This is a genomic window from Streptomyces sp. NPDC096324 (assembly GCF_044763015.1).
Lineage (GTDB): Bacteria > Actinomycetota > Actinomycetes > Streptomycetales > Streptomycetaceae > Streptomyces.
This window is the reverse complement of the sequence record NZ_JBIWFK010000002.1, coordinates 493,294-517,849: the sequence shown is the minus strand read 5'-3', so window position 1 is coordinate 517,849 and position 24,556 is coordinate 493,294. Positions and strand designations below refer to the sequence as shown.

Genomic DNA, 24,556 nt, shown 5'->3' with positions numbered 1-24,556 from the left:
CGTTACAAGAGAAATGGGGCGGGGAACGGCCATGATGGGACCAGCACACTCACTGTCGGGGGCCACGGCCTGGCTGGGCGTCGGAGCGGCTGTCGCCGCGACCGGCCATGCCATGCCCTGGCCGGTCCTGCTCGTCGGCGCCCTGATCTGCGCGGGCGCCGCTCTCGCCCCGGATCTGGACCACCACGCCGCCACCATCTCGAACGCCTTCGGACCGGTGTCGCGAAGGCTGTGCGAGATCGTCGACAAGCTCTCCTACGCCGCCTACAAGAGCACCAGGAAGCCGGGCGACCCCCGGCGCAGCGGCGGACACCGCACGCTGACGCACACCTGGGTGTGGGCGGTGGCGGTCGGATCGGGCACGGCGGTCCTGGCGATCACCTGCGGTCGCTGGGCGGTCCTCGGCATCCTCTTCGTGCACATGGTGCTCGCCATCGAGGGTCTGCTGTGGCGAGCCGCCCGTGGTTCGAGCAGCAACGTCCTGGTCTGGCTGCTCGCCGCGACGACCTCGTGGATCCTCGCGCAGACCCTGGACAAGCCGGGCAACGGCTCGGACTGGCTGTTCACCGCGCCGGGCCAGGAGTACCTCTGGCTCGGTCTGCCGGTCATCCTCGGCGCCCTGGTGCACGACATCGGGGACGCGCTCACCGTGTCGGGCTGCCCGATCCTGTGGCCCATCCCGATCGGCCGCAAGCGCTGGTACCCGATAGGTCCGCCCAAGGTGATGCGCTTCCGCGCGGGCAGCTGGGTCGAGCTCAAGGTGCTGACGCCGGTGTTCATGCTGCTGGGCGCCGTGGGCTGCGCGGCCGCGCTGAACTTCATCTGAGTCCGGCGCCCCCCGGGCCGCATCGGCGGCGCGTGGCTCCTTCCCGGCCGTACGGGCGCCTTCGGTTCGCCAGGGGGCGCCCGGCTCGGTCAGCCGTCCTTGTCCGCTCCGGCCCCCTGCTCTCCGCCTCCGAAGCGCCGCTCGAACTGGGCGATGCGGCCCTCGGAGTCCACCGTGCGGGCCTTGCCGGTGTAGAAGGGGTGGCTCTCGGAGGAGATCTCGACGTCCACGACCGGGTAGGTCTCGCCGTCGTCCCAGTCGATGGTCCGGTCGCTCGTGGCGGTGGAGCGCGTGAGGAACGCGTAGCCGGCGGCACGGTCGCGGAACACCACGGGGCGGTAGTCGGGCTGCTTGTCCTGCTGCATGGCGACTCCTTGGGAAAGAAGCGGGAGGCGTACGGGTCAGCCGGACACGGCGTCCTCGTCGACGATGTGCATCGCGGCCTCCTCCGCCGAGGCCGCGGCGCCGTCGATCCCGATGTCCGTGGCGATGAGCCCGCTCTCCTCGTCCTCGTGCGCGCCCTCGTTCGGGGCCACCAGACGGCCCGAGCGGAGGGCGCCCACCTCGTTGTCGATGGGCTCTCCGTCGGTGCCCTCGCAGTCGCCGATGCCGTCGCCGTCGGATCCGGCGATGTCGGGCAGCTCGTCGGCGAGACGCTCGTCCAGGGTCTCGCCCGCACGGCGCTCCGAGGCGGTCACCCCGCTGTGCTCCACCGCCCACGGCCGGTCCGGCGGCGACCAGCCGCGGTCCAGGGGGTCACTCACACCGTCCGTGACCAGTGTGTCCTCGGCGTCGAGCAGCCCCGCGTCGTCCTGTACCTCGGATCCGTCGGGCTGGTAGACGTCGTCTCCCCATCCGTCGGCGCTGTCCACGGGTACCTCCAGGGGGTGCGGACGGGACCGGAGCCGCCGTGTTCGACGGCGGGCGCGCGGACCCGAGGACACAGGCGTCGATCCCCGGGAACCGGTTGGTTCCCGGGAGTCCCCCGAGCGGGTGCCCACATCCAGCCTTCCACCCCCCTTCGGCACCGCGCAACGCCACAGGGGCCGACCAGCAGCGCCACAGGCCCCGGCCGGGTGCTCCGCTCACCCGTGCCAGGACCTCCACAGTGCCGCGTACGCGCCGTCCGCCGCGACCAGTTGCTCGTGGCTGCCGAGCTCGCTGATGCGGCCGTTCTCCACGACGGCGATGACATCCGCGTCATGAGCGGTATGGAGGCGGTGGGCGATGGCCACGACGGTGCGGCCGTCGAGGACACGGGCCAGCGAGCGTTCCAGATGGCGGGCCGCCCGCGGGTCCAGGAGCGAGGTCGCCTCGTCCAGGACCAGGGTGTGCGGGTCGGCCAGGACCAGCCGGGCCAGCGCGATCTGCTGGGCCTGGGCCGGAGTGAGCGCGAACCCGCCCGAGCCGACCTCGGTGTCCAGACCGTCGTCCAGCGCCCGCGCCCAGCCGTCCGCGTCGACCGCGCCGAGGGCGGCCCAGAGCCGGGCGTCGACGGAGGCGACGCCTTCGCCGGGAGCCTGCTTGCCCTGCCCCTGCCCCTGCCCCTGCTCCTGCCTGTGAGCCTGTTCTTGATCTTGCTCCTCGTCCTGGTGCTGCCGGGAGTGGGGGACGGCGAGCAGCAGGTTGTCGCGCAGGGAGCCCACGAAAACGTGGTGCTCCTGGTTGACCAGGGCGACGTGCGCCCGGACCTCCTCCGCCGGCATCCGGGACAGCTCGGCGCCGCCGAGGGTGACGTGGCCGTCGCGGGGCGCGTAGATCCCGGCGAGCAGCCTGCCCAGGGTCGACTTCCCCGCGCCGGACGGGCCGACCAGGGCGAGCCGGGTGCCGGGCGGCACCGCCAGGGAGACCTCCCGGAGCACGTCCACCCCCGCCCGGTAGCCGAAGTGCACCCGGTCGGCGTGGACGTCGCGTCCCTCGGGCTTCACCGTCGGGTCGCCGGCGGCGGGCTCGATGTCCCGGACACCGACCAGCCGCGCCAGCGAGACCTGGGCGACCTGCAGCTCGTCGTACCAGCGCAGGATCAGTCCCACCGGGTCGACGAGCATCTGAGCGATCAGCGCGCCCGTCGTGAGCTGGCCCACCCCGATCCAGCCCTGGAGGGCGAGCCACCCGCCGATCATCAGGACCGAGCAGAGCACCGTCACATGCGTGATGTTGACGACCGGGAAGAGAACCGACCGCAGCCAGAGCGTGTAGCGCTCCCACGCCGTCCATTCCCGGACGCGGCGGTCCGACAGCTCGATGCGCCCCCTGCCCAGGCGGTGCGCCTCGACGGTGCGCCCGGCGTCGACCGTCTCGGCGAGGACGGCGGCGACGGCGGCGTAGCCCGCCGCCTCCGAGCGGTAGGCGGCGGGTGCTCGCTTGAAGTACCAGCGGCAGCCCATCACCAGCACCGGAACGGCCACGAGGACGGCGGGAGCGAGTACAGGAGCGGTCACGGCGAGTCCGCCGAGGAGCAGTGCCGCCCACACCACGCCGATGGCCAGTTGCGGGACGGCCTCGCGCATCGCGTTGGCGAGCCGGTCGATGTCCGTGGTGATGCGGGACAGCAGGTCGCCCGTCCCGGCCCGTTCCAGGACGCCGGGCGGCAGACCCACCGACCGTACGAGGAAGTCCTCGCGCAGGTCGGCCAGCATCCGCTCGCCGAGCATGGCACCGCGCAGCCGTACCTCCCGCACGAACACGGCCTGGACGACGAGCGCGACGACGAAGAGGGCGGCGGTGGCCTCCAGATGGAGGTCGCGCGCGTGGTCCGAGACGCGTTCGACGACCGAGCCCAGCAGATAGGGCCCGGCCATCGAGGCCACGACGGCCACGGTGTTGACGGCGACGAGGAGCAGGAAGGCTCTGCGGTGCCGTCGGAACAGTTCGGTCACATAGGCGCGCACGGTCGCGGGCGCGCCGACGGGCAGCGTGTTCGCCGTCGTCGGGGCGGCCGGGTCGTACGCCGGTGGGGCCACGCCGATCATGCGGTCTCCTCGATCTCTTCCAGTACGCCGTCGAGAACGGCCGCGTCGTCCGCGGTCACCGTGCCGAGTGCGGTCCGGCTCGCGGCTTCGGCCGCGGTCTCCTCCTCGGTCTCGCGGGTCACCACGGCCCGGTATCGCGGTTCGCTGTGGACCAGTTCGCGGTGCGCGCCGACCGCGACGACCTCGCCCTCGTGGACCAGGACGACCCGGTCCGCGTGGTCCAGGAGCAGCGGTGAGGAGGTGAAGACCACGGTCGTGCGCCCGGTGCGCAGGGAGCGCACTCCATCGGCGATCCGGGCCTCGGTGTGCGAGTCCACCGCGGACGTCGGCTCGTCCAGGACGAGTACCTCCGGGTCCGTGATCAGGGACCGGGCCAGCGCGAGCCGCTGGCGCTGGCCCCCGGACAGGGAGCGCCCGCGTTCCGTGACGCGCGCGTCCATCGGATCCTCGGTGTCGAGCGAGCCCTGGGTGAGCGCGTCCAGCACGTCGCCGCACTGGGCCGCCGACAGGGCCGCCTCGGCGCTCACGAGACCCGACGCGGGCACGTCGAGCAGCTCGCGCAGCGTGCCCGACAGCAGCACCGGATCCTTGTCCTGGACGAGGACGGCGGTGCGGGCGCACTCCAGGGGCAGTTCGTCCAGCGGTACGCCCCCGAGGACCACCGAGGTGCTCCTCGGCCCGTCCTCGGCGCGAGCCTCGTCGCCCTGTTCGGAGGGGTGGCCGCCGAGCCGTTCGGCGAGCAGTCCCGCCGCGTCGGGGTCCCCGCACACCACGGCGGTGAAGCGGCCCGCGGGAGCCAGCAGACCGGTCACCGGGTCGTACAGATCACCGCGCGGTGCCTCCGCGGCGAGGGAGCCGCCGCTGTCGATGGCGCGTTCCAGGGACAGCACCCGGGCCGCGCGCCTGGCCGACGGACGCGAGAAGGAATACGCCATGGCGATCTCCTCGAAATGCCGCAGGGGGTAGGTGAGCAGCATGACGGCGCTGTACACGGTGACCAGTTCACCGACCTCGATCCGGCCGTCCCGGGCCAGCTCCACACCGCGCCAGACGACGGCGATCATCAGCAGACCGGGCAGCAGCACCTGGATCGCCGAGATCACCGACCACATGCGCGCACTGCGCACTGCGGCCCGGCGCACCTCCTGGGAGGCGCGCCGGTAGCGGTCGAGGAAGAGCTCCTCGCCACCGATGCCGCGCAGTACCCGCAGGCCCGCCACGGTGTCGGAGGCCAACTCGGTGGCACGGCCCGCCTTCTCCCGCTGGAAGTCGGCACGCCGGGTGGCCCGGGGCAGCAGCGGCAGGACGGCCAACGCCAGCACGGGTACGCCCACGGCGACGAGCACGCCCAGGGCCGGCTGATAGAGGACCAGGGCCACGCAGACCACCACGACCGTCACGGCGGCGGCGGAGAAACGGGACACGCCCTCCACGAACCAGCCGATCTTCTCGACGTCGCCCGTGGAGACGGAGACCACCTCGCCCGCCGCGACGCGTCGCGTCAGCGCGGAGCCCAGCAGCGCGGTCCGGCGGGCCAGCAGTTGCTGGACGCGCGCGGCCGCGGTGATCCAGTTGGTGACCGCGGTGCGGTGCAGCATGAGCTCGCCGACGGCGATGCACGCGCCGCACACGGCCATCAGCGCGCCGGTCAGGGCGAGCCGGGTGCCGGAGCGGTCGATGACGGACTGGACGGCGAGACCGACGCAGAACGGCAGCGCGGAGACGGCGAGGAAGTGCAGCAGACCCCAGGCCAGGGCCTTGAACTGTCCGCCGAGTTGATTCCTCCCGAGCCACCACAGGAATCGGGGACCTGAGCGTGCGTCGGGCACACCCGGGTCGGGATACGGAAGGTCTTGGATCTGCATGACGTCCCAGTGGCTCGTGTCAGGCGATGGAGAGTGTTCCGGATGTCGGCGGCCGTCCGGCCGGGACCGGCAGCAAACCGTGACAGGTTCGCGTCGCAGCGTGGTCGAAAGCAAACGGTTTTACGTCCCGCCGCAAGGAACCGGACCGGGGGTGGCCGCGACTGGCCGGTACGGGAGAGAAGGGCGATTCGCCCGATACGTGATGCGAGGATGGACGGCATGCGAAAGAACGGTGCGATGCGTACAGGGCTCGCGGCCATGGTCTGCGGGGCCGTCGTGCTCGGTCTCTCGGCGTGCGGTGGCGTGGAGGGCGGAGGCGGCAGCGGTGCGAAGGGCCACTCGGGATCCCGCGGCGAGGTCGCCCGTACGAGTGCGCCCGCGGTCGACCCGACGCGCATCCCCGACGTGGGTGACCGGCTCCAGCGGCAGATCCCCTCCGACTCGCGGCAGGTCCTGGCGGTGTACGGCGAGGGCAAGGACTCCGCGGACTCCACGGCCGTGCTGTACACGAAGTCCGGTACGGCCTGGGAGAAGACGATTGCCTGGGCCGCGCACAACGGGAAGAAGGGCTGGACCACCGACCATCACGAGGACGACAAGCGCAGCCCCGTCGGCGTGTTCACGCTCAGCGACGCCGGTGGCGTGCTCGACGACCCGGGTGCCCTGTTGCCGTACTCGCAGTCGGAGACGTACCAGGCTCCGCACGACTGGCCCGAGTCGTACTGGCACGACTTCGACTACGTCATCGCCATCGACTACAACCGCGTCGAGGGCAATCCGCCGGACGATCCGACCCGGCCCTGGGGCGACGACAAGGGCGGCGGCATCTGGCTGCACATGGACCACGGCAGCGGCACGTCGGCGTGCGTGAGTCTGCCCAAGGAGGGCATGGAGTACCTCCTGCGCACACTCGACCCGCGGCAGCATCCCGTGGTGGTGATGGGGGACAAGGCGGATCTGAAGGCTTAGCGGACCCGGGTGCGTTGGCAGTGGACCCGGGTGCCTTGGCCGGGGGACGCCGGTGCGCCATTGCGGACGGCACGGCCGCCCCGTAGAACACCGCACATGAAGAGACCGGTCATCATGTCCATGCTCGCCGGGTTGCTGTTAGCCGCGAGCACCCTCCTAGCGGCGGGCCCGGCTCCGGCGGCCACCGCGCCCGTCGCGGATCGCACGTCCGCGGCCTCCACCGCGTCCGCCGCGGACAGCGCGTCCGCGCCCGCGGCCCGGTCGGCCGACGTGCCCGCCGAGTTCGGCAGCGACTGGCACGACCCGGTCACCGCCGCCCCGCCCGTCGGCCGGCCGTCCGCGAAGTCCTGCGAAGTGACGCTCGCCGAGGCGCGGTTCCGCGACTTCACGCCGTACACAGGGACCTACGCCCCGCCGTCGGGCTGCGGCGACCGCTGGAGCAAGGTCGTGCTCCGGCTCGAAGGCAAGGTCAAGGGGCGTCAGTTCGACCGCCTCGGCTATCTGCACGTCGGCGGGGTGGAGATTCTCCGTACGTCCACGCCCGAGCCGTCGCCCGACGGGATCGAGTGGTCCGTCGAGACGGATGTGACCCGCTACAGCGACACGTTCCGGCGGAGCCAGGACGTCGAGATGCTCATCGGGAACGTCGTCGACGACACGTACACCGGGGTTCTCGACGTCAGGGCCACGCTGACGTTCTACGCGGGCAGGCCCGCCGTGACGCCCGACCGTGTCCTGACCCTCCAGGACGGCACGTTGACGACCCCGCGCAACAGTGAGCGCGTGATCGCCGAGGTGTACGCGACCGGGTCCGGCGGTGGCTGCGAGGAGGTCTGGTACATGACGGTCCCGGACGCGGCACCCTACTCCTGCAAGGCGGGCGACGGCCCGTACCGTGAGGTGCAGATCAAGGTCGACGGCCGGCTCGCCGGAATCGCCGAGCCGTTCCCGACCGTGTGGACCGGAGGCTGGTCCAACCCCTTCCTCTGGTACGTGATTCCGGGGCCCCGAGCCTTCGCGGTCAGACCCGTCGAGTACGACTTGACCCCGTTCGCCGGACTCCTCAACGACGGGCGCCCGCACCGGATCGACGTCTCCGTCGTGGGCGTTCCCGAGGGGGCAGTCCGGCTGGAGTCTGCCCGTCAACGTCCTGGTCCGACAGGACGCGGGGCGCGCCCGGGTGAGCGGTGGGCTCGTCCGGGCCGAGGCGGGCGACCTCACCGACTCGGCCACGTACACGCCCGGTTCGGAGTACCGCGTCGACAGCGTGGGCGGGCACCGGCTGACGGTCGCCGGGTATCTCGACACCTCGCACGGCCGGGTGCTGACGACGGTGAGCCGGGACCTCGCCAACAACTCCACGCACCGCTGGACCGAGGGGGAGAACACGGACGGCCTGGAGGCGACGTGGACCGACGACGAGGTGGTGACCGTCGACGGACGCGGACCGGCCACGACGACGCGCACCCGGCGCACGTACACGATGGACGGCACGACGACCCTCGGCGCGGACGACCGGCTGCGGACCGTGCTGACGCTCGGCGACCGGGCCACCGTGACCGAGAAGCCGGGCGGCAGGCCCACCACGTGGTCACGGCTCGACGACACCTACACGGGTGACGCGACCTACACGACCGGTGTGCCGCGCGACCAGCGGCACGCGGTCGCCACGACGAGCGAGCGCTATCGGCGCCACGGTTCGGCCGGCTGTTACGACCGCTCCCTGGTCACCGTGCAAGGGACGCTCACACAGGACCGCGCCCGCTGCTGAGCCGGGCGAGCCGGGCGAGGCCTGATCACCGGCCGGCTCAGGAGGACCGGTCGGCCGGCCCGGCGGCGGGGCGGGTCGCGTGCTCCAGCGCCAGCAGGGCGGAGTGGTAGGAGCGGCCCGTCGCGTGATCCATGCCCACCTCGCACATGCGGTTGGCCGACAGATGCGCGTCGAAGTCGCGTGAGGTCACGTATGCCGCCTCCTCGCGGGTGGCCGACTCGGTGAGCTCCCTGTGGAGCATGCCGCGGTCGCCCGCGAAGGCGCAGCACCCGGCGTCGTCGGGCACCACCACCTCGTCCGCGCAGGCCCCGGCCACCGCGCGCAGCTCCGCCTCGTCACCCAAGTGCCGCATGGAGCAGGTCGGGTGGAGGACCGCGGAGCCGAGGGTGCGGTGCACGGTGAGGTGGGGGAGGAGTTCCTCCGCCGCCCACACCACCGAGTCGACGACCCGCAGCTCGGCGTGCAACTCCCGGTTGTCCGGGGTCAGATACGGCACGACCTCGCGCGCGATGCCGAGTGTGCACGACGAGGCGTCCACGACGAGCGGCAGTCTGCCGCCGGCGGTCCAGCCCCAGGCCGCCTCGACGATCCGGTTGGCCATCACGGCGTTGCCGGCGTCGTACCCCTTGGAGTGCCAGATCGTCGCGCAGCACGTTCCGCGCACATCGTCCGGGATCCACACGGGTCTTCCCGCGCGTGCGGAGACCGCGACGACGGCCTGGGCGAGGGACACGTCTCCCGGGCCGCCGAAGACGCGGTTGACGCACGCCGGGTAGTAGACGGCGACGGCACCCACGCGCGCGGTGCGGGGCATCGCGGAGGGGGCGGCTCCGGGCATGCTCGGCAGCCACTCGGGCACGAGATCGGGGCGTACGGCCCTGCGGACCGCCCGCGTCACGGCGTTCACCCGCCGGTCGCCGATCCGGTCCGCGGCGGCGACGGCCAGCCGGGCGGAGGCCTCGAGGACCCGGAAGTGCCGCGCGGCCAGCGCGGCCGCCCTCTCCTCGCGCGGCGTGTGCCGGGCGTGCCGGAACGTCTTCATCAGGGCGCCCGTGTCGATGCCGACCGGGCAGGCCAGTTTGCAGGTGGAGTCGCCCGCGCAGGTGTCCACGGCGTCGTATCCGTACGCCCCCAGGAGCCCCTTCTCCACGGGCGAGCCGTCGGGCTGACGCATCAACTCGCGACGCAGCACGATCCGCTGGCGCGGTGTCGTCGTCACGTCCCGGCTGGGGCAGGTCGGTTCGCAGAAGCCGCACTCGATGCACGGGTCGGCGATCGACTCGATGCGCGGGATCGTCTTCAGACCGCGTACGTGCGCACGCGGATCGCGGTCGAGCACCACGCGCGGTGCGAGCACGCCGGCCGGGTCGATCAGCCGCTTCGTGCGCCACATCAACTCCGTCGCCCTGGGCCCCCATTCGAGCTCCAGGAAGGGCGCGATGTTGCGCCCGGTGGCGTGTTCGGCCTTGACCGAGCCGTCGAAGCGTTCGACCGTGAGCCGGCAGAACGCCTCCATGAAGGCCGCGTAACGCTCCACGTCGGCGGGCTGGGAGGCGTCGAAGGCGAGCAGGAAGTGCAGGTTGCCGTGGGCGGCGTGGCCCGCGACGGCGGCGTCGAAACCGTGCCGGGTCTGGAGTTCCAGCAGCGCCTCGCAGGCCTCGGCGAGCCGCTCGGGCGGTACCGCGAAGTCCTCCGTGATCAGCGTCGTACCGGACGGACGCGCGCCGCCGACCGCCGTCACGAACGCCTTGCGGGCCTTCCAGTGGCCGGCGACGGTCCGCCGGTCACGGGTGAAGGAGTTCGTGACCGAGGGCACGGGCGACACCAGGGAAAGCCCCTCGAGCACCGCGCGGGCCCGCTCCTCGTACGCCTCCTGCGCCGTCTCGTCCGGGGCGCGGAACTCGACGAGCAGCGCGGTCGTCGGCCCCGGCAGCCCGGCCCAGTCCCCGGGCACGCCGTCGACGGCCACCGAGGCACGCAGGGTGTTGCCGTCCATCAGCTCGACGGCCGAGGCACCGGCGGCGGTGAACAGGGGCACGGCGCCGGCCGCGGCCGGCAGCGAGCCGAAGAAGAGCAGCGCCGCGGAGACCCGGCGGTCCAGCGGCAGGGTGTCGAAGACGACCTCCGAGATGAAGCCGAAGGTGCCCTGCGAGCCGACCATCAGACCGCGCAGGATCCCGACCGGTGTCGAGCCGTCGAGGAACGCGTCCATGCGGTACCCGTTGGTGTTCTTGATCGCGTACTTGGCGCGGATGCGGTCGACCAGTCCGGCGTCGGCCTCGATGTCGGCCTTGAGCTCCATGAGTCCGGCGCACAGGCCCGGTTCCGCCAGGGCCAGCCGCTCGTCGGCGTCGGGTTCCGCGGTGTCGACGACCGTGCCGGACGGCAGGACGAACGTGAGCGAGGCCAGAGTGACGTAGGTGTTGCGGGTGGTGCCCGCCGTCATGCCGGAGGCGTTGTTCGCGACGACGCCGCCGACCGTGCAGGCGACCGCGCTCGCCGGATCGGGGCCGAGCACGCGTCCGTGCCGGGCGAGCGCGGCGTTCACGCGGGCGACGGTCGTGCCCGGAGCGATCCGGACCCGCGCTCCGCCGTCGAGGACCTCGACGCCCGTCCAGTGCCGGCGCACGTCGACGAGGATGTCCTCACCCTGCGCCTGGCCGTTGAGCGAGGTCCCGGCCGCGCGGAACACCACCTCGCGGCCCTTGCCGTGGGCGTAAGAGAGCACCGCCGAGACGTCGTCGAGGTCCTCGGGGACCACGACGACCCGCGGCACGAAGCGGTAGGGGCTGGCGTCGGAGGCGTAGCGCACGAGGTCGGAGATCCCGGTCAGCACCTTGTCGGCGCCGAGCAGGGCGATCAGATCGCCGCGCAGGGGTTCGGGAGTCCCGCCGGCCCGGTCCTCCGGGACCCGGTCGGCCGCCGGGGCGTCGGGGCGCGCACCGGGACGTAGTGTGTAGGGGTCGGGCTCCAGCAGAGGCACGGCGGACCACTCCTCAGACGCTCGGCTGACCGACGACGGCGCGGTGTGCCTGTCGTACCCGGCCGGCCCGGACGCGTCCGCTCCGCCCTGAGTCGCCTCAGCGGCGAAGCACCGCCCCGAGCCCGTTCAGCACCGGTGGTGGTCCACCCTCGGCATGCCGTCCACCAAGGTGTCCAGCAGCCCGCCGAGCACCTCGCGCTGTTCGTCCGTCAATGGAGCCAGGATCTCCTCCGCGGCGCCGCGGCGCGCGGCGCGGAGCTCGCGCAGTGCCTTGCGCCCCTCGTCCGTGACCTCGATACGGATCACCCGGCGGTTGGTGGGATCGGGCACCCGGCGCACCTTGCCGCTCGCCTCCAGGCCGTCGACCAGCGTGGTCACGGCACGCGGCACCACTTCGAGGCGCTCCGCGAGATCGGCCATACGGGGCGGTGAGGCGTAGTGCGCGAGGGTGCGCAGGAGCCGGGACTGGGCAGGGGTGATGCCCAGCTCGCGCTGCTCCAGATGGCGCTTCTGGATGCGGTGCACGCGTCGCGTCAGACGTAGCAACTGCTCGGCGAGCAGGCCGTCGGCATCGGGGGTGCTCATGCGGGAACAATATCAGGATGCCGTTCATTGTGAGTATAGGTAACAATGAGCTGGGGTCCGTCAGTCGTGGGATCCCTGCCGATGTCCATGTCGTCATCGGCATCCCTGTTCTCCCGTCTCCCTAGGAGTCCATTGCGCCCCGAACAGTCCACCTGGAGCCCGCCACCTGTCGACAGGCAGGAGCCACGGCAGGTGCGCCGCATCCTGAGTCTCTTCCGGCCCTACCGCGGCCGCCTCGCGATCGTCGGCCTGCTGGTCGGCGCCGCCTCCCTCGTGGGCGTCGCCACGCCCTTCCTGCTGAAGGCGATCCTCGACACCGCGATCCCCCAAGGGCGTACGGGCCTGCTGACCCTGCTCGCGCTCGGCATGATCGCGAGCGCCGTCCTCAGCGGGGTCTTCGGTGTCCTGCAGACACTGATCTCCACGACCGTCGGCCAACGCGTGATGCACGACCTGCGCACGGCGGTCTACGGCCGTCTCCAGCGCATGTCGCTCGCCTTCTTCACCAGGACGCGCACGGGCGAGGTCCAGTCCCGCATCGCCAACGACATCGGCGGCATGCAGGCGACCGTCACGTCCACCGCCACCTCGCTGGTCTCCAACCTCACGAGCGTGATCGCCACGATCGTCGCGATGGTGGCCCTCGACTGGCGCCTGACCGTCGTCTCCCTGCTTCTGCTGCCGGCCTTCGTGTGGATCAGCCGCCGGGTCGGCGACGAACGCAAGAAGATCACCACCCAGCGCCAGAAGCAGATGGCGGCGATGGCCGCCACCGTCACCGAATCGCTGTCCGTCAGCGGCATCCTGCTCGGGCGCACCATGGGCCGGGCCGATTCGCTGACGAAGTCCTTCGCGGAGGAGTCCGAAGGTCTCGTCGACCTCGAGGTGAGGTCGAACATGGCGGGGCGCTGGCGGATGTCCGTCATCGGCATCGTCATGGCCGGCATGCCCGCCTTCATCTACTGGACCGCGGGCGTGGCCCTCCAGCTCGGCGGACCCTCCATATCGATCGGCACGCTCGTCGCCTTCGTCTCGCTCCAGCAGGGCCTGTTCCGGCCGACGGTCAGCCTGCTGTCCACCGGCGTGCAGATCCAGACCTCGCTGGCGCTGTTCCAGCGCATCTTCGAGTACCTGGACCTGCCGATCGACATCACCGAGCCCGAGAACCCGGTCCACCTCGACCAGGTCAAGGGCGAGATCCGATTGGAGGACGTCGAGTTCCGTTACGACGACAAGGGCGCCCCGATCCTCGACGGCATCGACATCACCGTCCCGGCCGGCGGCAGCCTCGCCGTCGTCGGTCCGACCGGCTCCGGCAAGTCGACGCTCAGCTATCTGGTGCCCCGGCTGTACGACGTCACGGGCGGACGCGTGACCCTCGACGGGGTCGACGTCCGGGACCTGGACTTCGACACCCTCGCGCGCGCGGTCGGCGTCGTCTCCCAGGAGACGTACCTCTTCCACGCCTCGGTCGCCGAGAACCTGCGCTTCGCCAAGCCGGACGCCACCGATGAGGAACTGCACGCGGCGGCGCGGGCGGCGCAGATCCACGACCACATAGCGTCGCTGCCCGACGGGTACGACACCGTCGTCGGTGAACGCGGGCACCGGTTCTCCGGCGGCGAGAAGCAGCGCCTCGCCATCGCCCGGACGATCCTGCGCGACCCTCCCGTGCTCATCCTGGACGAGGCGACCAGCGCCCTGGACACCCGTACGGAGCATGCCGTCCAGGAGGCCATCGACGCCCTGTCGGCCAACCGCACCACGCTCACGATCGCGCACCGGCTGTCCACCATCCGGAGCGCCGACCAGATCGTCGTCCTCGACTCGGGCCAGGCGGTCGAGCGCGGCACGCACGAGGAACTGCTGGCGGAAGGGGGGCGCTACGCCGCTCTCGTCCACCGGGATGCCCAACTGGAGCCGACAAGATGACGATATGCCGGGTTTGTGGGCACTAGCGCGTTACCGTGCCGGTTATGCAGACGAACACTCCGCCACGGAGCACGATCCGACTGACGCGCCGGGGCCGGGTCGCCATGATCGCGACCGGCGCCGTCGTGGCGGCAACCGCCGTGGCGGTGCCGCTGCTGAGCATGGGGGACGACGCCCGCCCGACGTCCCTCGTCGTTCCGGAGGGCTGGCGCTCCGGGCAGATCTACGCGGCCGTCGACAAGGCCCTCCGGGTCCCCGCGGGGACCACCAAGAAGTCCCTGGGGAAGGCCCACCTCAAGCTTCCGAACGACGCCAGGGGCAACCCCGAGGGCTATCTCTTCCCGGCGACCTATCCGATCGGGGCGAAGGCGACCCCGGAGTCCCTGCTGACGTTCATGGTCGACACCGCGAACAAGAGGTTCAACGGGGCGCCGATCGCGGCGGGTGCGCAGCGCAACGCGATGAACGTCTATCAGGCGGTCACCGTCGCGAGCATCGTGCAGGCGGAGGCGGCGAGCGCGGCGGACATGGGCAAGGTGGCCCGGGTGGTCTACAACCGCCTGGCACGCGGTATGCCGCTGCAGATGGACTCCACCATCAACTACGCGCTGAACCGCTCCACCCTGAACACGAGCGAGGCGGACACCAGGCTCGACAGTCCGTACAACTCGTACCGGCGCATGGGCCTGCCGCCCACGCCCATCGCCAACCCCGGTGAGGAGGCGATGCGCGCCGCGGTCAACCCGCCCGCGGGCGACTGGCTGTACTTCGTCACCGTCAAGCCGGGCGACACGCGCTTCACGGCCAGCTACGCGGAACACCAGCGCAACGTGGCCGAGTTCAACCGACGGCACCACAAGAGCGCGTCCCCCACGGCCTCGTCCACGCTCCCGCAGTCGGCCTCTCCCGCGGTCACGTCCCCGGCGTCTCCCGCGGTCCCGTCCGTGGCCTCTCCCGCGGTCACACCGGCGACCACTCCGGAGGAGTCACCCGCGGTCACCTCCGCCGTGACCCCCACGGCCGGTTCCACAGCCGGTTCAACGGCCGGTTCCACGGTCGAGCCCACGGCCAGTCCCACGGTCATCCCCACGAACTGACCGGCGTACGGGGCATCACACGGCGACCGGGACGTCCGCCAGCAACCGCCTGATGTCCCGTACGGCCGCCCGGCCCGCCCGGTTGGCGCCGATGGTGCTCGCGGAGGGCCCGTACCCGACCAGGTGGATCCGCGGATCGGCGACCGCGCGCGTTCCCTCGACCCGGATGCCGCCGCCCGGTTCACGCAGCCGCAGCGGCGCGAGATGGTCGATGGCGGCCCGGAACCCGGTCGCCCAGAGGATCACGTCCGCGTCGACGCCCGTCCCGTCCGCCCACTCCACGCCGTCCGGGGTGATCCGCTCGAACATCGGCCGCCGGTCCAGCACACCGTCGGCCAGCGCCCGGCGGATCGCGTCGTTCAGCGGCAGCCCGGTGACCGAGACCACGCTCTTCGGCGGCAGCCCCTGCCGGACCCGCTCCTCGACGAGAGCGACGGCGGCCCGCCCGAACTCCTCGGTGAACGGTCCCTCGCGGAAGACCGGGGGACGCCGGGTGACCCAGGTGGTTCCGGCCGCGTGCGAGGCGATCTCCATCAGATGCTGGGTACCGGAGGCGCCACCGCCCACGACGACGACGCGCCGCCCGGCGAACCACTCGGGGCCCGGGTACTGGGCCGTGTGCAACTGCCGCCCGCGGAAGGTCTCCTGGCCCGGGTAACGGGGCCAGAACGGCCGGTCCCAGGTCCCCGTCGCGTTGATCAGCGCCCGCGCCGACCACGCACGGTCGCCGGCCTCCACGAGCAGTCGCCCGCCGGTGCCCTCCCGGACCGACCTGACGTCGACCGGCCTGTGGACCGGCAGACCGAAGGCGCTCTCGTACGTGGCGAAGTACTCCGAGATCACCTCGGAGGACGGACGGTCCGGGTCGGCGTCCGTGAGGTCCATGCCGGGCAGGGAGTGCATCCCGTGCACCTTGCCGTACGTCAGCGACGGCCAGCGGAACTGCCAGGCCCCGCCCGGGTGCGGCGCGTGGTCGAGCACGACGAAGTCGCGCTCGGGCTCGAAGCCGGTGCGCCGCAGGTGGTAGGCGGCGGCCAGACCGGCCTGACCGGCTCCGACGACGACCACATCGACCTCGCGCGCGTGCACCCCGGTGTTGTTCACAATTCTACGAACCGGACCGGGGCCCGGGATCTTCCCGTCGGGCACGTCGGGTACCTCACGGTGAGCCACCCGACGAAGCATCGCGCCGGAAACCGCCGGCGGCCGTCCGGCCGGTCACGACCGGACTCGCTCGCCGCTCACCGCTCGCCGGTCGCCGGTCGCCAGCCGCCGGACGTCGGCGCCCCAGCCGCCGGACGGACGCCGTCGCCACAGGCCGGGAGCCCGCGGATGGGGGAGGATCGAGGCATGTCCGATGCCTTCACCACGCAGGTCCTGCACATCTCCTCCGGCTCGTCGGAGACGGTCGTCGACCTCACCCGCGACTGCGAGGCGTTCCTCCGTGAGGTCGCGGCGGGCCGCGACGGCCTCCTGAACGTCTTCGTCCCGCACGCCACCGCCGGAATCGCCATCATCGAGACCGGAGCCGGCAGTGACGACGACCTCCTGACCGCGCTGCACTCCCTGCTTCCCGCGGACGACCGCTGGCAGCACCGGCACGGCAGCCCCGGACACGGCCGCGACCACGTCCTTCCCGCCATCGTCCCGCCGCACGCGACCCTGCCGGTGGTGGACGGGGCTCTGGAGCTGGGGACCTGGCAGTCGGTGTGCCTCGTGGACACGAACCGGGACAACCCGAACCGCCAGGTGCGACTGAGCTTCCTCGGCTGAGCGGCCGGTCCTGACGTTCCGTGGGCTCAGGCCCCGTAGGCCACGAGCGCCATCATCCCGGCCTCGCTGTGGTAGGCGTTGTGGCAATGCAGCATCCACTGCCCGGGGTTGTCGGCGTCGAAGACGACGGACACCTTCGACCTGGGCAGCACGATGGTCGTGTCCTTGCGCGCGCCGTCGGCGCCGAGTTGGTAGGTGTGGCCGTGCAGGTGCATCGGGTGCCACATGCCCGTGGCGTTGACGAAGTCGAGCTGGACCCGCTGGCCCTGCTGCACCAGCAGCGGGTCCTCGGTCGGGGCGGCCATGTCGAACCGGTGGCCGTTGATCGCCCAGTCGTACGAGCCCATGCTGCCGGTGAGTTTGACGCGGATGACCTGGTCGGGATCCTTCGCCTCCAGCCGTACGCCGTCGCTCGCGCGCAGCTGTCCGGCGGTCACCATGCGGCCGTCCAGCTGACTCGGACGCGCGGCCGGATCCGGCAGGCCTCCCGATCCGGTCCGCACGAGAGCCATGCCGGAGACGTCCTTGCCCTCGGCCAGCGCGACGAGCGGGAAGACGCCGTCGTCGAGGGTGACCAGCACGTCGTACCGCTCGCCCATGGCGATCAGCAGGGCGTCGACCTCCTCGTGCTCGACGGGGAAGCCGTCGGTGTGGGTGATCGTCAGTTTGTGGCCACCGAGCACCACCCGGTACGCGGTGTCGGCGCCGGCGTTGATGATCCTGAGGCGGACCCGCCTGCCGGGGGTGCCGTTGTAGACGGCCGGGTCCGTCGGCACGCGTCCGTTGATCAGGTGGTACGGGTAGTCGACGTCCCCGGCGTCACGGCCGAGCAGGGGGCTGGCGGAACTGCGGAGCCTGAACCGCGTCGAGGCGCCGTCGCCGGCGGACGCGGACGGGGACGTCGGCATGGACGGGTGCCGTGAGGACATCGGCCGCCTCGATCCGCCGCCCTTCATGTTCATCCCGGACATGCCGTGGCTGAGCTCGGTGAAGACGTCGTCGGGCGTGCCGGTCACGCCGTCGAGCCAGTCGTCGAGGACGACGACCCACTCGTCGTCGTACGAGAGCGGCTCCCTCGGGTCCTCGATGATCAGCGGCGCGTACAGGGCGCGGTCGACCTGGACGCCCACGTGCGGGTGGAAGAAGTACGTGCCGGGTTTGTCGGCGACGAAGCGGTACGTGAAGTTGGATCCGGCCCGCACCGGGTTCTGTGTGACCGGCGGTACGCCGTCCATGTCGCCACGCAGCGAGATGCCGTGCCAGTGGATGGACGTGGTGGTGGCGTCGGGCAACTGGTTGGACAGCTCGGCTTCGAGCGTGTCGCCGGCGGAGATGCGGATCTCCTTGCCGGGGATCTGTCCGCCGAAGGCCCAGGACTTGGCCACCACCCCGCCGCCCAGGTCGACGGTGGCGGGCGCGGCGGTCACATTGAGGCTCCGCACCCTGCCCGTGGCGCCGCGCTCCTTCTCGACGCGGGCGACCTGGGATCCGTTGGGGCTGAGGAGCGCGGGAGCGCTGGGGGTGTCCTTGCCGCAGGCGGCGAGCAAGCCGGTACCTGCCGCTCCCAGTCCGGCGAGGACGGTGCGACGGTTGATGCTGTTCACGAGGAGTCCTCTTCTCGATGCGCGTCAGGCGATTCGGGACGGTCCGCACACGGCCGTACGGCGTCGAAGGACGCGGAGAGCCGTGGGGACATGGCCTATGTGCGCGGTGAGGAGAGGAACGGCGGGCCGGGCCCAGGGCAACATGCGTACCGTCATCAGGGGCGTCAGCACTTCCTGCGAGCTAGGACCGCCACCGTACCCCGGACGGGTATGCGGGCCTCGGAACCGCCGGGACCGTCGTTCGAGATCGTCCAGGAATCATCCGAATGCGGACCGCGGCGGTGCCGGCGGAGCGGGTGGGTGGCCGCGCGGCGTCCCCCGTGGCCGCTACTTCGCCGGGATCTTCTGCTCGAACCAGACGACCTTGCCGCTGCTCACGCGTGTCGCGCCCCAGCGCAGGGCGAGTTGATTGACCAGGAAGAGGCCGCGCCCGCTCTCGTCGCCGGAGCCGGCCTGCCGCATCCTCGGCACCTGGGGCGAGTCGTCGGTCACCTCGCAGCGCAGCACGTCGGTGCGCAGCAGCCGCAGTGAGAGGGGACGGGAGGCGAACCGCACGGCGTTCGTGACGATCTCGCTGACCATGAGTTCCGTCGGGTCGACCAGGGACTCCAGACCCCAGCGGCGCAGTGCCCTGCGGGTCAGCCGGCGCGCCTGGCCCGCGGTCATCGGGTGCGGGGCCAGGAACCAGTAGCCGACGCTGTCCGGCGGGAAGCCGTCGAACCGGGCGGCGAGCAGGGCGATGTCGTCGTCCCGGGTCCCCGGGCCCAGGGTTCCGAGCACGTGGTCGCAGAGGACCTCCAGCGAGGCGAGTCCCTGGGGGGTGCGCTGGAGGGTGCCGCGCAGTGCCTCGACGCCGCTGCCGATGTCCGTGTCGCGGGACTCGACGAGTCCGTCGGTGTACAGCACCAGGGTGGCCCCGGTGGGCGCGGCCATCTCCACCGACTCGAAGACGACACCGCCGACGCCGATCGGAGCGCCGGGCGGAACCCCCAGCACATCGGCCCGGCCGTCCTCGTGGAGCAGCACCGCGGGCGGGTGGCCGGCGTTGGACATCAGCAGGCGGTGCGAGATCGGGTCGTAGATCGCGTAGAGGCAGGTGGCGATGTGGTCGCTGCCCAGCCGCTGGGCCTGCTCGTCGAGATGGTGCAGGACCTCGTTCGGGGGCAGGTCGAGACCGGCGAGGGTCTGCACGATGGTGCGGAGCTGGCCCATGATCGCGGCGGAGGTCATCGAGTGGCCCATGACGTCGCCGACGACCAGTGCGATCCGGTTGCCGGGCAGCGGGATCGCGTCGTACCAGTCGCCGCCGACCTGGGCGGTCTTGGAGGCGGGCAGATAGCGGCTGGCCAGCCGGATACCGGTGGGTTCCGGCAGTGACGACGGGAGCATGGTGTGCTGGAGGGTGTCCGCCACGGCGGCCTCGTGGCCGTACATCACCGCCTTCTGGACCCCGAGCGCGGTGTGCGTGGCGAGCTGCGAGGCGACGAGCAGATCGTCGCTGGTGAAGACCGGGCGGTCGGCGCGGCGGAACAGGACGACCGTGCCCATGACGTGATGGCTGCCGTGCAGCGGCGCGATGATCAGACGGTGGCCCGGGGGCAGCGTTCCCGGCGGCACGGTCCCCGCCGCGAGCAGTTCGGCCACGGCGGGCGTGTTGCCGGGGGCGTCACCGAACGCGGGACGCCCGTCCCGCAGCAGCTCCGCGAGCCGCCCGCTCCCGGCCGGTTCCACGCGCTCGGCGATGTCGGGGAGCGGCGGCGGTGGCGGGGTCCGGCCGCTGTACGGGGCTTGGTCGGTGCAAAGGGCTGTGTCGGCGTACTCGGCCGTGTCGCCGTACGCGGCTCCGTCGCCGTGCGGGACCGTGTCGGCGGCTGTGCCGGCGTTCGGGGCGGTGTCGGCGTGAAGCGCTCCCGGCCACGTCCGTTCGGAGCTGTGCAGGCGGAGCACGACGGGTCCCGTCGACCGCTCGGTGCCCACCGGCAGCGGATCGTCGAGGTGGATGAAGACCGCGTCCGCGAACGCCGGTACGGCCGCCTGCCGCAGTTCCCGGAGCGTCTCGTCCAGATCCATCCCGCGGGCGATCCGCCGCGTCGCCACATCGAGATACCGGAGGCGGTCGGTCTGCGGCACGCGGGCGTCCGTCACCGCCGCAGGTGGCAGGGGGACCTGTGGCGGGGTGGTGCCCTCGTGAGGGGTGCGGTGCTCGGTCACGCTTCTGTCCCGTCGGGTGGGTGGCGCTGTCCGCGGCTCGGACTCCGCCTCCTCAGTCACACCGCCGGCAGCACAGGAAGACCTGCTCCTCGGGCGGGACGTCGGCCACCGAGGGGGCGTACGTGTACGAGGTCTCCTCGACGATCTCGAAGCCCGCATCCTCGATGACCGTGTGCAGGTCCTCCCGCAGATAGCCGGAGACCCGGATCGTGTTCCCGAGGAACGGGATCGCGAAGTCGTCCACGTCGGCCTCGACCATCGACAGGACGAACAGGCCGCCGGGCACCAGCAGATGACGGACGGTCCGCAGGGCGAGGGGAATCTCGGCGCGCGGCAGCATCAACAACGAGAAGAAGGCGGCGACGCCGTCGAAGCGGCCGAGGTCGCGGGGACCGCCCGGGCGCAGGTCGGCGAGGTCCAGTTGATGGAACGTCGCGTCGGGAACGTAACCGCTCGCGAGCTTCAGCATGCCGCCGGAGAGATCGACGCCCACGACCTCGAACCCCGCGTCCGCCATCTGGCGCGCGGTCGGCACCCCCGTGCCGCAGCCGAGATCCAGGACCCGCGCCCCCTCGGAGAGTGATCCGACCAGCCACTCGCCGGCCGCGACCTGGCCCTCCTTGTGCGGGAAGGCCTCGTCGTAGCGGTCGCCGATGGCGTCGAAGGCTTCGGCCTGGCCTTTGCGGTCGAGCAGAAGGCTCTCGTAATCAGTCCCGTGATTGCTGTTGATCACGAAAGGAACCTTTCATGGGGGCGGTCGAAATGGTTCGTCATGCGGATGAAAGCGGCCATGACGGGATCTCCGAGCCTTGTCGGTCGCTCAGGAGACGTCAATTCGAGACGATAGTCGTTCAGCGTTCGGCGGGATGCCCAAGTGTCCGAAACTGTTCGGCCCGCGGAACGGATCCCGCGCGGGTTGCCCTGCCGCTGACGGCATCCGAACTCATGCTGAGCGGAAGCGAGTTGATGTACCCGGGCGACGCCGACACGGCTGGAATCCGTCCGGGGGATTCGGGGGCCGGAGCGGCGCTCGTGGCGGCAAGTCACGCTCCTGGCACGGGACATGCCGAAGTCGGTTATATGGGTGGGGAGTTGAAGCCACGGCAAGGTGGCGGTCCCCGGCCCTCGGGCCTCGGCGCTGGATCGCTCGGGCGCTGGTACGGGTGGTGACACGGGCGGAGGTGCCCGTGGTGAACGCGGCCGGAGATGCTGACAGCGGGACCGGCATCCGGGTGCCGCACCCCGGTCGCGGTGCCCGCCCCGCGGATCCCCCGTACCGCCGCGCCACGGGCCCTCCGGTACGGCCGGACGGCCCGTCCCCTCGTACCGAAATGCCTCATTCGTGGAAGGATCGAGTCGTACCCCATGTGGACCTGGATGTGGACCTGGAGGCTGCCGTGTCCGTGCACCGCGTCGGCCTGGTCGTCCACCAGGGGCGGACGGCGGCCCGCGATGTGGCCCGCGCCGTGCACGACTGGTGCGACGCGCGAGGTATTCGGTGCACCGAGATCGACGTCTGGGCCAAGGACCAGCGGCGACGCGGCGGACGCGCGGAAGCCGAAGCGGCCGGCAACCCGGACCTCGTCGTCACGCTCGGCGGCGACGGCACCTTCCTGCGCGGCGCCCGGATCGCCGTCAAGAGCGGTGCGAACGTGCTGGGCGTCGACCTCGGCAAGGTCGGCTTCCTCACCGAGGTGCCCGCGGCCGACGTCACCCGGGCGCTGCAGGCGGTCCACGAGGGCGAGGCCACCGTCGAGGAACGGATGACGCTGACCCTGCGCGCCTCGCGGGTGCTTGAGATCCCCGGGGAGATGGAGGCCGTGCTCTGCTACGGGCGGGGTCCCGCACTGCCTCCGCCGCAGGTCAGAGCCGAGACGACGGAGGGCGACGGCTGGGGGGTGGCGCTGGACGTCACGGCCCTGAACGACGTCGTCGTGGAGAAACTGGCCCGGGACCGCCAGGTCAGCGTCGGGGTCTACCTCGCCGGCCGACGGCTGGCCTCCTACTCGGCGGACGCCTTCGCCGTCGCCACCCCGACCGGATCGACCGCCTACAGCTTCGCCGCCGGCGGTCCCGTGCTCTCCCCGCACATGGACGCGGTCGTCTTCACCCCGATCGCCCCGCACATGACCTTCAACCGCAGCGTCGTCGCCGCGCCGGACGAGCCCGTCGCCCTGCGGGTGCTGCCCCACTCGGGCCAGGCCGCCGTCAGCATCGACGGCCAGTTGCGCGGGGTGCTCGACCCCGGCGACTGGATCGGGGTCTTCCGGTCTCCACGGCGGGTGCGTCTCATCCGTCTGCACCCCACCGACTTCTACGGGCGGCTGCGCGACCGCTTCCGCCTCACCGACGCGCCGGCCACGGCGGCCGACGGCGAACCCGCCCCCTTCTTCCGCCCCGACACCCCGATCCCCCCGGACCTCGCCGAACTGCGCCTGCCGCCTCCTTCGGCGGCCCGGTGACGGCGGGGCCGGACCGCCGAAGAAGGCGGCAGGGAAATTCCCGGGAGGCCGTCGATCCGCGCGCGACCCGTTCGACGTACGGGTGAGAGCTGGACACCACCGACCCAGGGAGCACGACCATGCCCAAGCTGCGAGTACACAACATCACCGTCTCGGTGGACGGCTACGCCGCCGGTCCCCGCCAGAATCTCGGGCATCCGCTCGGCGAGGGCTTCGAGACCATGCACGAGTGGATGTTCGCCGCGATGCGCGATCTGGCCGACGGCAAGGACGGAATCGACGTCGAGTACGTGAGGCGCGGCGAGGAGAACATCGGCGCCACCATCATGGGCCGCAACATGTTCGGACCTCAGCGCGGACCGTGGGAGGACGAGTCGTGGACGGGCTGGTGGGGCCCCAACCCCCCGTACCACAACGACGTGTTCGTGCACACGCACCACCTGCGGCCCTCCGTCGTCATGGAGGGCGGAACAACCTTCCACTTCACCGACGAACCCGTCGAGACGGTCCTCGCCCGAGCCTTCGAGGCGGCGGCGGGCAAGGACGTCCGGCTCGGCGGCGGAGCGGCCACCGTGCGGCAGTACCTGCGCGCCGGACTCCTCGACGAACTGCACATGGCCGTCGTCCCGCGGCTCCTGGGCGGCGGAGAGCACCTGCTCGACGACCTGGGCGACGCGATCGACGCCTACCGGGTGGCCGAGACGGTCGGATCGCCGGCTGCGACACATGTCCGGCTGGTCCGCCGCTGACCCGACCGCCTTCGCCGGGCCGGGCCGGCTGTCGGTGACCGGCGGCGCTCCCGGCCCGCGAGCCGGCCGCGGGCTCAGTCCTCCCGCGCGGGCGTGTCCGGTCCCGGCGCGCCGACGCGCAGGCCGTCCGTCACCAGGTCCAGCAGGCGGCGGGCGTGCACCTGCCAGTCTCCGTGCCGGTCGAGGTGCCAGAGCCCGGCGACGGCGAGCAGGAAGTCGTCGGGGGTCACCCCCGGCCGGATGGTGCCCGCCTCCTCGTTGGTCCTCAGCAGGACCGCGACCGCCGAGCTCAGGGGGCCGTGGTCGAGCCTCGTGAGAACCCCCCGGGGTGTGGTGGTGGTCGTGCGCAGCGCCTCGGTGAGGCACGCCTTGGCCATCGCGAACCGCGCGAGACGATCCGTCCACTCCCGCAGCGCCCGGTCCGGTGGGCGGGTGGCGAGCAGCTGCGCCGCCGCGTCGGTCACCTGCCGCACCTCATGGCGGTGGATCTCCACGATGAGGGCCTCGCGGTGGTGGAAGTTGCGGTAGAAGGTCCCCTGACCGACCCCCGCCTTCTTGGCTATCGCGCTCAGCGGTGTGTCGGCGGAGCGGGTCAGCTCCGCGAGGGCCACGGCCAGGATGCGCTCGCGGTTGCGCCGCGCGTCCGATCGCAGCGGACCGTCCGCACCGGTCGGCGCTCCTCGGCCCGTCGCCGTGTCGTACGGACCTGGCGGCGCTCCCGCGCCCGTGACCGTGTCGTACGGACCTGCCGGCGCCC

Annotated in this window: 17 protein-coding genes and 2 pseudogenes; 8 read left to right on the top strand and 11 right to left on the bottom strand. The window is 71.9% G+C overall.

Annotated elements, in window-relative coordinates; translation table 11 throughout:
* Positions 1-31: 31 nt before the first annotated feature.
* Positions 32-826 carry a metal-dependent hydrolase gene (locus ACIQ7M_RS05780; protein WP_403640105.1) on the top strand — a complete coding sequence of 265 codons (795 nt, stop codon included), beginning with the start codon at positions 32-34 and terminating at the stop codon, positions 824-826.
* Positions 827-915: 89 nt separating this feature from the next.
* Here ACIQ7M_RS05780 and ACIQ7M_RS05775 read toward each other — a convergent pair whose 3' ends face one another.
* The 4 genes from ACIQ7M_RS05775 to ACIQ7M_RS05760 all read right to left on the bottom strand — a co-directional run bounded on the left by ACIQ7M_RS05775 (position 916) and on the right by ACIQ7M_RS05760 (position 5,663).
* Positions 916-1,191 carry a type B 50S ribosomal protein L31 gene (locus ACIQ7M_RS05775; RefSeq protein ID WP_403640102.1) on the bottom strand — a complete coding sequence of 92 codons (276 nt, stop codon included), beginning with the start codon at positions 1,189-1,191 and terminating at the stop codon, positions 916-918.
* A gap of 36 nt (positions 1,192-1,227) precedes the next feature.
* Entirely contained in the window at positions 1,228-1,698 is a 471-nt protein-coding gene (locus ACIQ7M_RS05770) for a DUF5709 domain-containing protein (RefSeq protein WP_403640099.1), read from the bottom strand.
* Positions 1,699-1,911: 213 nt separating this feature from the next.
* Positions 1,912-3,798: an ABC transporter ATP-binding protein gene (locus ACIQ7M_RS05765; protein WP_403640096.1), complete on the bottom strand. Its 1,887-nt coding sequence runs from the start codon at positions 3,796-3,798 to the stop codon at positions 1,912-1,914.
* The gene (locus ACIQ7M_RS05760) at positions 3,795-5,663 is read right to left on the bottom strand and encodes an ABC transporter transmembrane domain-containing protein (RefSeq protein ID WP_403640093.1); all 1,869 of its coding nucleotides are present in this window, start codon (positions 5,661-5,663) and stop codon (positions 3,795-3,797) included. Before ACIQ7M_RS05760 ends, ACIQ7M_RS05765 begins: the two co-directional genes overlap by 4 nt.
* Positions 5,664-5,882: 219 nt before the next feature.
* Here ACIQ7M_RS05760 and ACIQ7M_RS05755 point away from each other — a divergent pair, with 219 nt between their 5' ends.
* Positions 5,883-6,632, top strand: coding sequence for a L,D-transpeptidase family protein (locus tag ACIQ7M_RS05755; RefSeq protein WP_403640090.1), 750 nt, complete (start codon positions 5,883-5,885; stop codon positions 6,630-6,632).
* A 96-nt stretch (positions 6,633-6,728) separates the two neighbouring features.
* A pseudogene (locus ACIQ7M_RS05750) lies at positions 6,729-8,403 on the top strand (peptide-N4-asparagine amidase).
* Positions 8,404-8,440: 37 nt separating this feature from the next.
* Here the strand turns inward: ACIQ7M_RS05750 and ACIQ7M_RS05745 are convergent.
* Positions 8,441-11,386, bottom strand: a complete 2,946-nt coding sequence (locus ACIQ7M_RS05745) for an FAD-binding and (Fe-S)-binding domain-containing protein (protein ID WP_403640087.1) — start codon at positions 11,384-11,386, stop codon at positions 8,441-8,443.
* Positions 11,387-11,512: 126 nt separating this feature from the next.
* Positions 11,513-11,971 (bottom strand): MarR family transcriptional regulator, encoded by a 459-nt coding sequence (locus tag ACIQ7M_RS05740; protein WP_355769003.1) that lies wholly within the window; start codon positions 11,969-11,971, stop codon positions 11,513-11,515.
* An 87-nt stretch (positions 11,972-12,058) separates the two neighbouring features.
* Here ACIQ7M_RS05740 and ACIQ7M_RS05735 point away from each other — a divergent pair, with 87 nt between their 5' ends.
* On the top strand, positions 12,059-13,903 hold the full coding sequence (locus ACIQ7M_RS05735; protein WP_403640084.1) for an ABC transporter ATP-binding protein: 1,845 nt from the start codon (positions 12,059-12,061) through the stop codon (positions 13,901-13,903).
* Positions 13,904-13,947: 44 nt separating this feature from the next.
* Positions 13,948-14,784: pseudogene (gene mltG / locus ACIQ7M_RS05730) on the top strand (endolytic transglycosylase MltG); the annotation flags it as partial.
* A gap of 231 nt (positions 14,785-15,015) precedes the next feature.
* Here the strand turns inward: mltG and ACIQ7M_RS05725 are convergent.
* On the bottom strand, positions 15,016-16,104 hold the full coding sequence (locus ACIQ7M_RS05725) for an NAD(P)-binding domain-containing protein (protein WP_403640081.1): 1,089 nt from the start codon (positions 16,102-16,104) through the stop codon (positions 15,016-15,018).
* Between the two features lie 246 nt (positions 16,105-16,350).
* Here ACIQ7M_RS05725 and ACIQ7M_RS05720 point away from each other — a divergent pair, with 246 nt between their 5' ends.
* Complete coding sequence (locus ACIQ7M_RS05720) at positions 16,351-16,773, top strand: secondary thiamine-phosphate synthase enzyme YjbQ (RefSeq protein ID WP_386981356.1); 423 nt, start codon at positions 16,351-16,353, stop codon at positions 16,771-16,773.
* A 26-nt stretch (positions 16,774-16,799) separates the two neighbouring features.
* On the opposite strand, the gene ACIQ7M_RS05715 is transcribed toward ACIQ7M_RS05720, so the two are convergent.
* The 3 genes from ACIQ7M_RS05715 to ACIQ7M_RS05705 form a co-directional block, all read right to left on the bottom strand.
* Complete coding sequence (locus tag ACIQ7M_RS05715) at positions 16,800-18,377, bottom strand: multicopper oxidase family protein (RefSeq protein WP_403640078.1); 1,578 nt, start codon at positions 18,375-18,377, stop codon at positions 16,800-16,802.
* Between the two features lie 327 nt (positions 18,378-18,704).
* Entirely contained in the window at positions 18,705-20,588 is a 1,884-nt protein-coding gene (locus ACIQ7M_RS05710) for a SpoIIE family protein phosphatase (RefSeq protein ID WP_403640075.1), read from the bottom strand.
* A gap of 52 nt (positions 20,589-20,640) precedes the next feature.
* The gene (locus tag ACIQ7M_RS05705; protein WP_403640072.1) at positions 20,641-21,321 is read right to left on the bottom strand and encodes a class I SAM-dependent DNA methyltransferase; all 681 of its coding nucleotides are present in this window, start codon (positions 21,319-21,321) and stop codon (positions 20,641-20,643) included.
* Positions 21,322-21,985: 664 nt separating this feature from the next.
* On the opposite strand from ACIQ7M_RS05705, the gene ACIQ7M_RS05700 reads away from it, so the two are divergent.
* Both ACIQ7M_RS05700 and ACIQ7M_RS05695 read left to right on the top strand, forming a co-directional pair.
* The gene (locus ACIQ7M_RS05700; protein WP_389837158.1) at positions 21,986-23,050 is read left to right on the top strand and encodes an NAD(+)/NADH kinase; all 1,065 of its coding nucleotides are present in this window, start codon (positions 21,986-21,988) and stop codon (positions 23,048-23,050) included.
* A gap of 119 nt (positions 23,051-23,169) precedes the next feature.
* Entirely contained in the window at positions 23,170-23,799 is a 630-nt protein-coding gene (locus ACIQ7M_RS05695; protein WP_386987469.1) for a dihydrofolate reductase family protein, read from the top strand.
* A 74-nt stretch (positions 23,800-23,873) separates the two neighbouring features.
* Here the strand turns inward: ACIQ7M_RS05695 and ACIQ7M_RS05690 are convergent, their stop codons facing one another.
* Positions 23,874-24,452: a TetR/AcrR family transcriptional regulator gene (locus ACIQ7M_RS05690; RefSeq protein ID WP_403640917.1), complete on the bottom strand. Its 579-nt coding sequence runs from the start codon at positions 24,450-24,452 to the stop codon at positions 23,874-23,876.
* Between the last annotated feature and the right edge of the window lie 104 nt (positions 24,453-24,556).

What these genes read in the sequence shown, in the direction of transcription:
- ACIQ7M_RS05740 (WP_355769003.1), bottom strand. Translation starts at nt 11,971, where the DNA reads ATGAGCACCCCCGATGCCGACGGCCTGCTCGCCGAGCAGTTGCTACGT.
- ACIQ7M_RS05780 (WP_403640105.1), top strand. Translation starts at nt 32, where the DNA reads ATGATGGGACCAGCACACTCACTGTCGGGGGCCACGGCCTGGCTGGGC.
- ACIQ7M_RS05765 (WP_403640096.1), bottom strand. Translation starts at nt 3,798, where the DNA reads ATGATCGGCGTGGCCCCACCGGCGTACGACCCGGCCGCCCCGACGACG.
- ACIQ7M_RS05695 (WP_386987469.1), top strand. Translation starts at nt 23,170, where the DNA reads ATGCCCAAGCTGCGAGTACACAACATCACCGTCTCGGTGGACGGCTAC.
- ACIQ7M_RS05775 (WP_403640102.1), bottom strand. Translation starts at nt 1,191, where the DNA reads ATGCAGCAGGACAAGCAGCCCGACTACCGCCCCGTGGTGTTCCGCGAC.
- ACIQ7M_RS05720 (WP_386981356.1), top strand. Translation starts at nt 16,351, where the DNA reads ATGTCCGATGCCTTCACCACGCAGGTCCTGCACATCTCCTCCGGCTCG.
- ACIQ7M_RS05735 (WP_403640084.1), top strand. Translation starts at nt 12,059, where the DNA reads ATGTCGTCATCGGCATCCCTGTTCTCCCGTCTCCCTAGGAGTCCATTG.
- ACIQ7M_RS05755 (WP_403640090.1), top strand. Translation starts at nt 5,883, where the DNA reads ATGCGAAAGAACGGTGCGATGCGTACAGGGCTCGCGGCCATGGTCTGC.
- ACIQ7M_RS05760 (WP_403640093.1), bottom strand. Translation starts at nt 5,663, where the DNA reads ATGCAGATCCAAGACCTTCCGTATCCCGACCCGGGTGTGCCCGACGCA.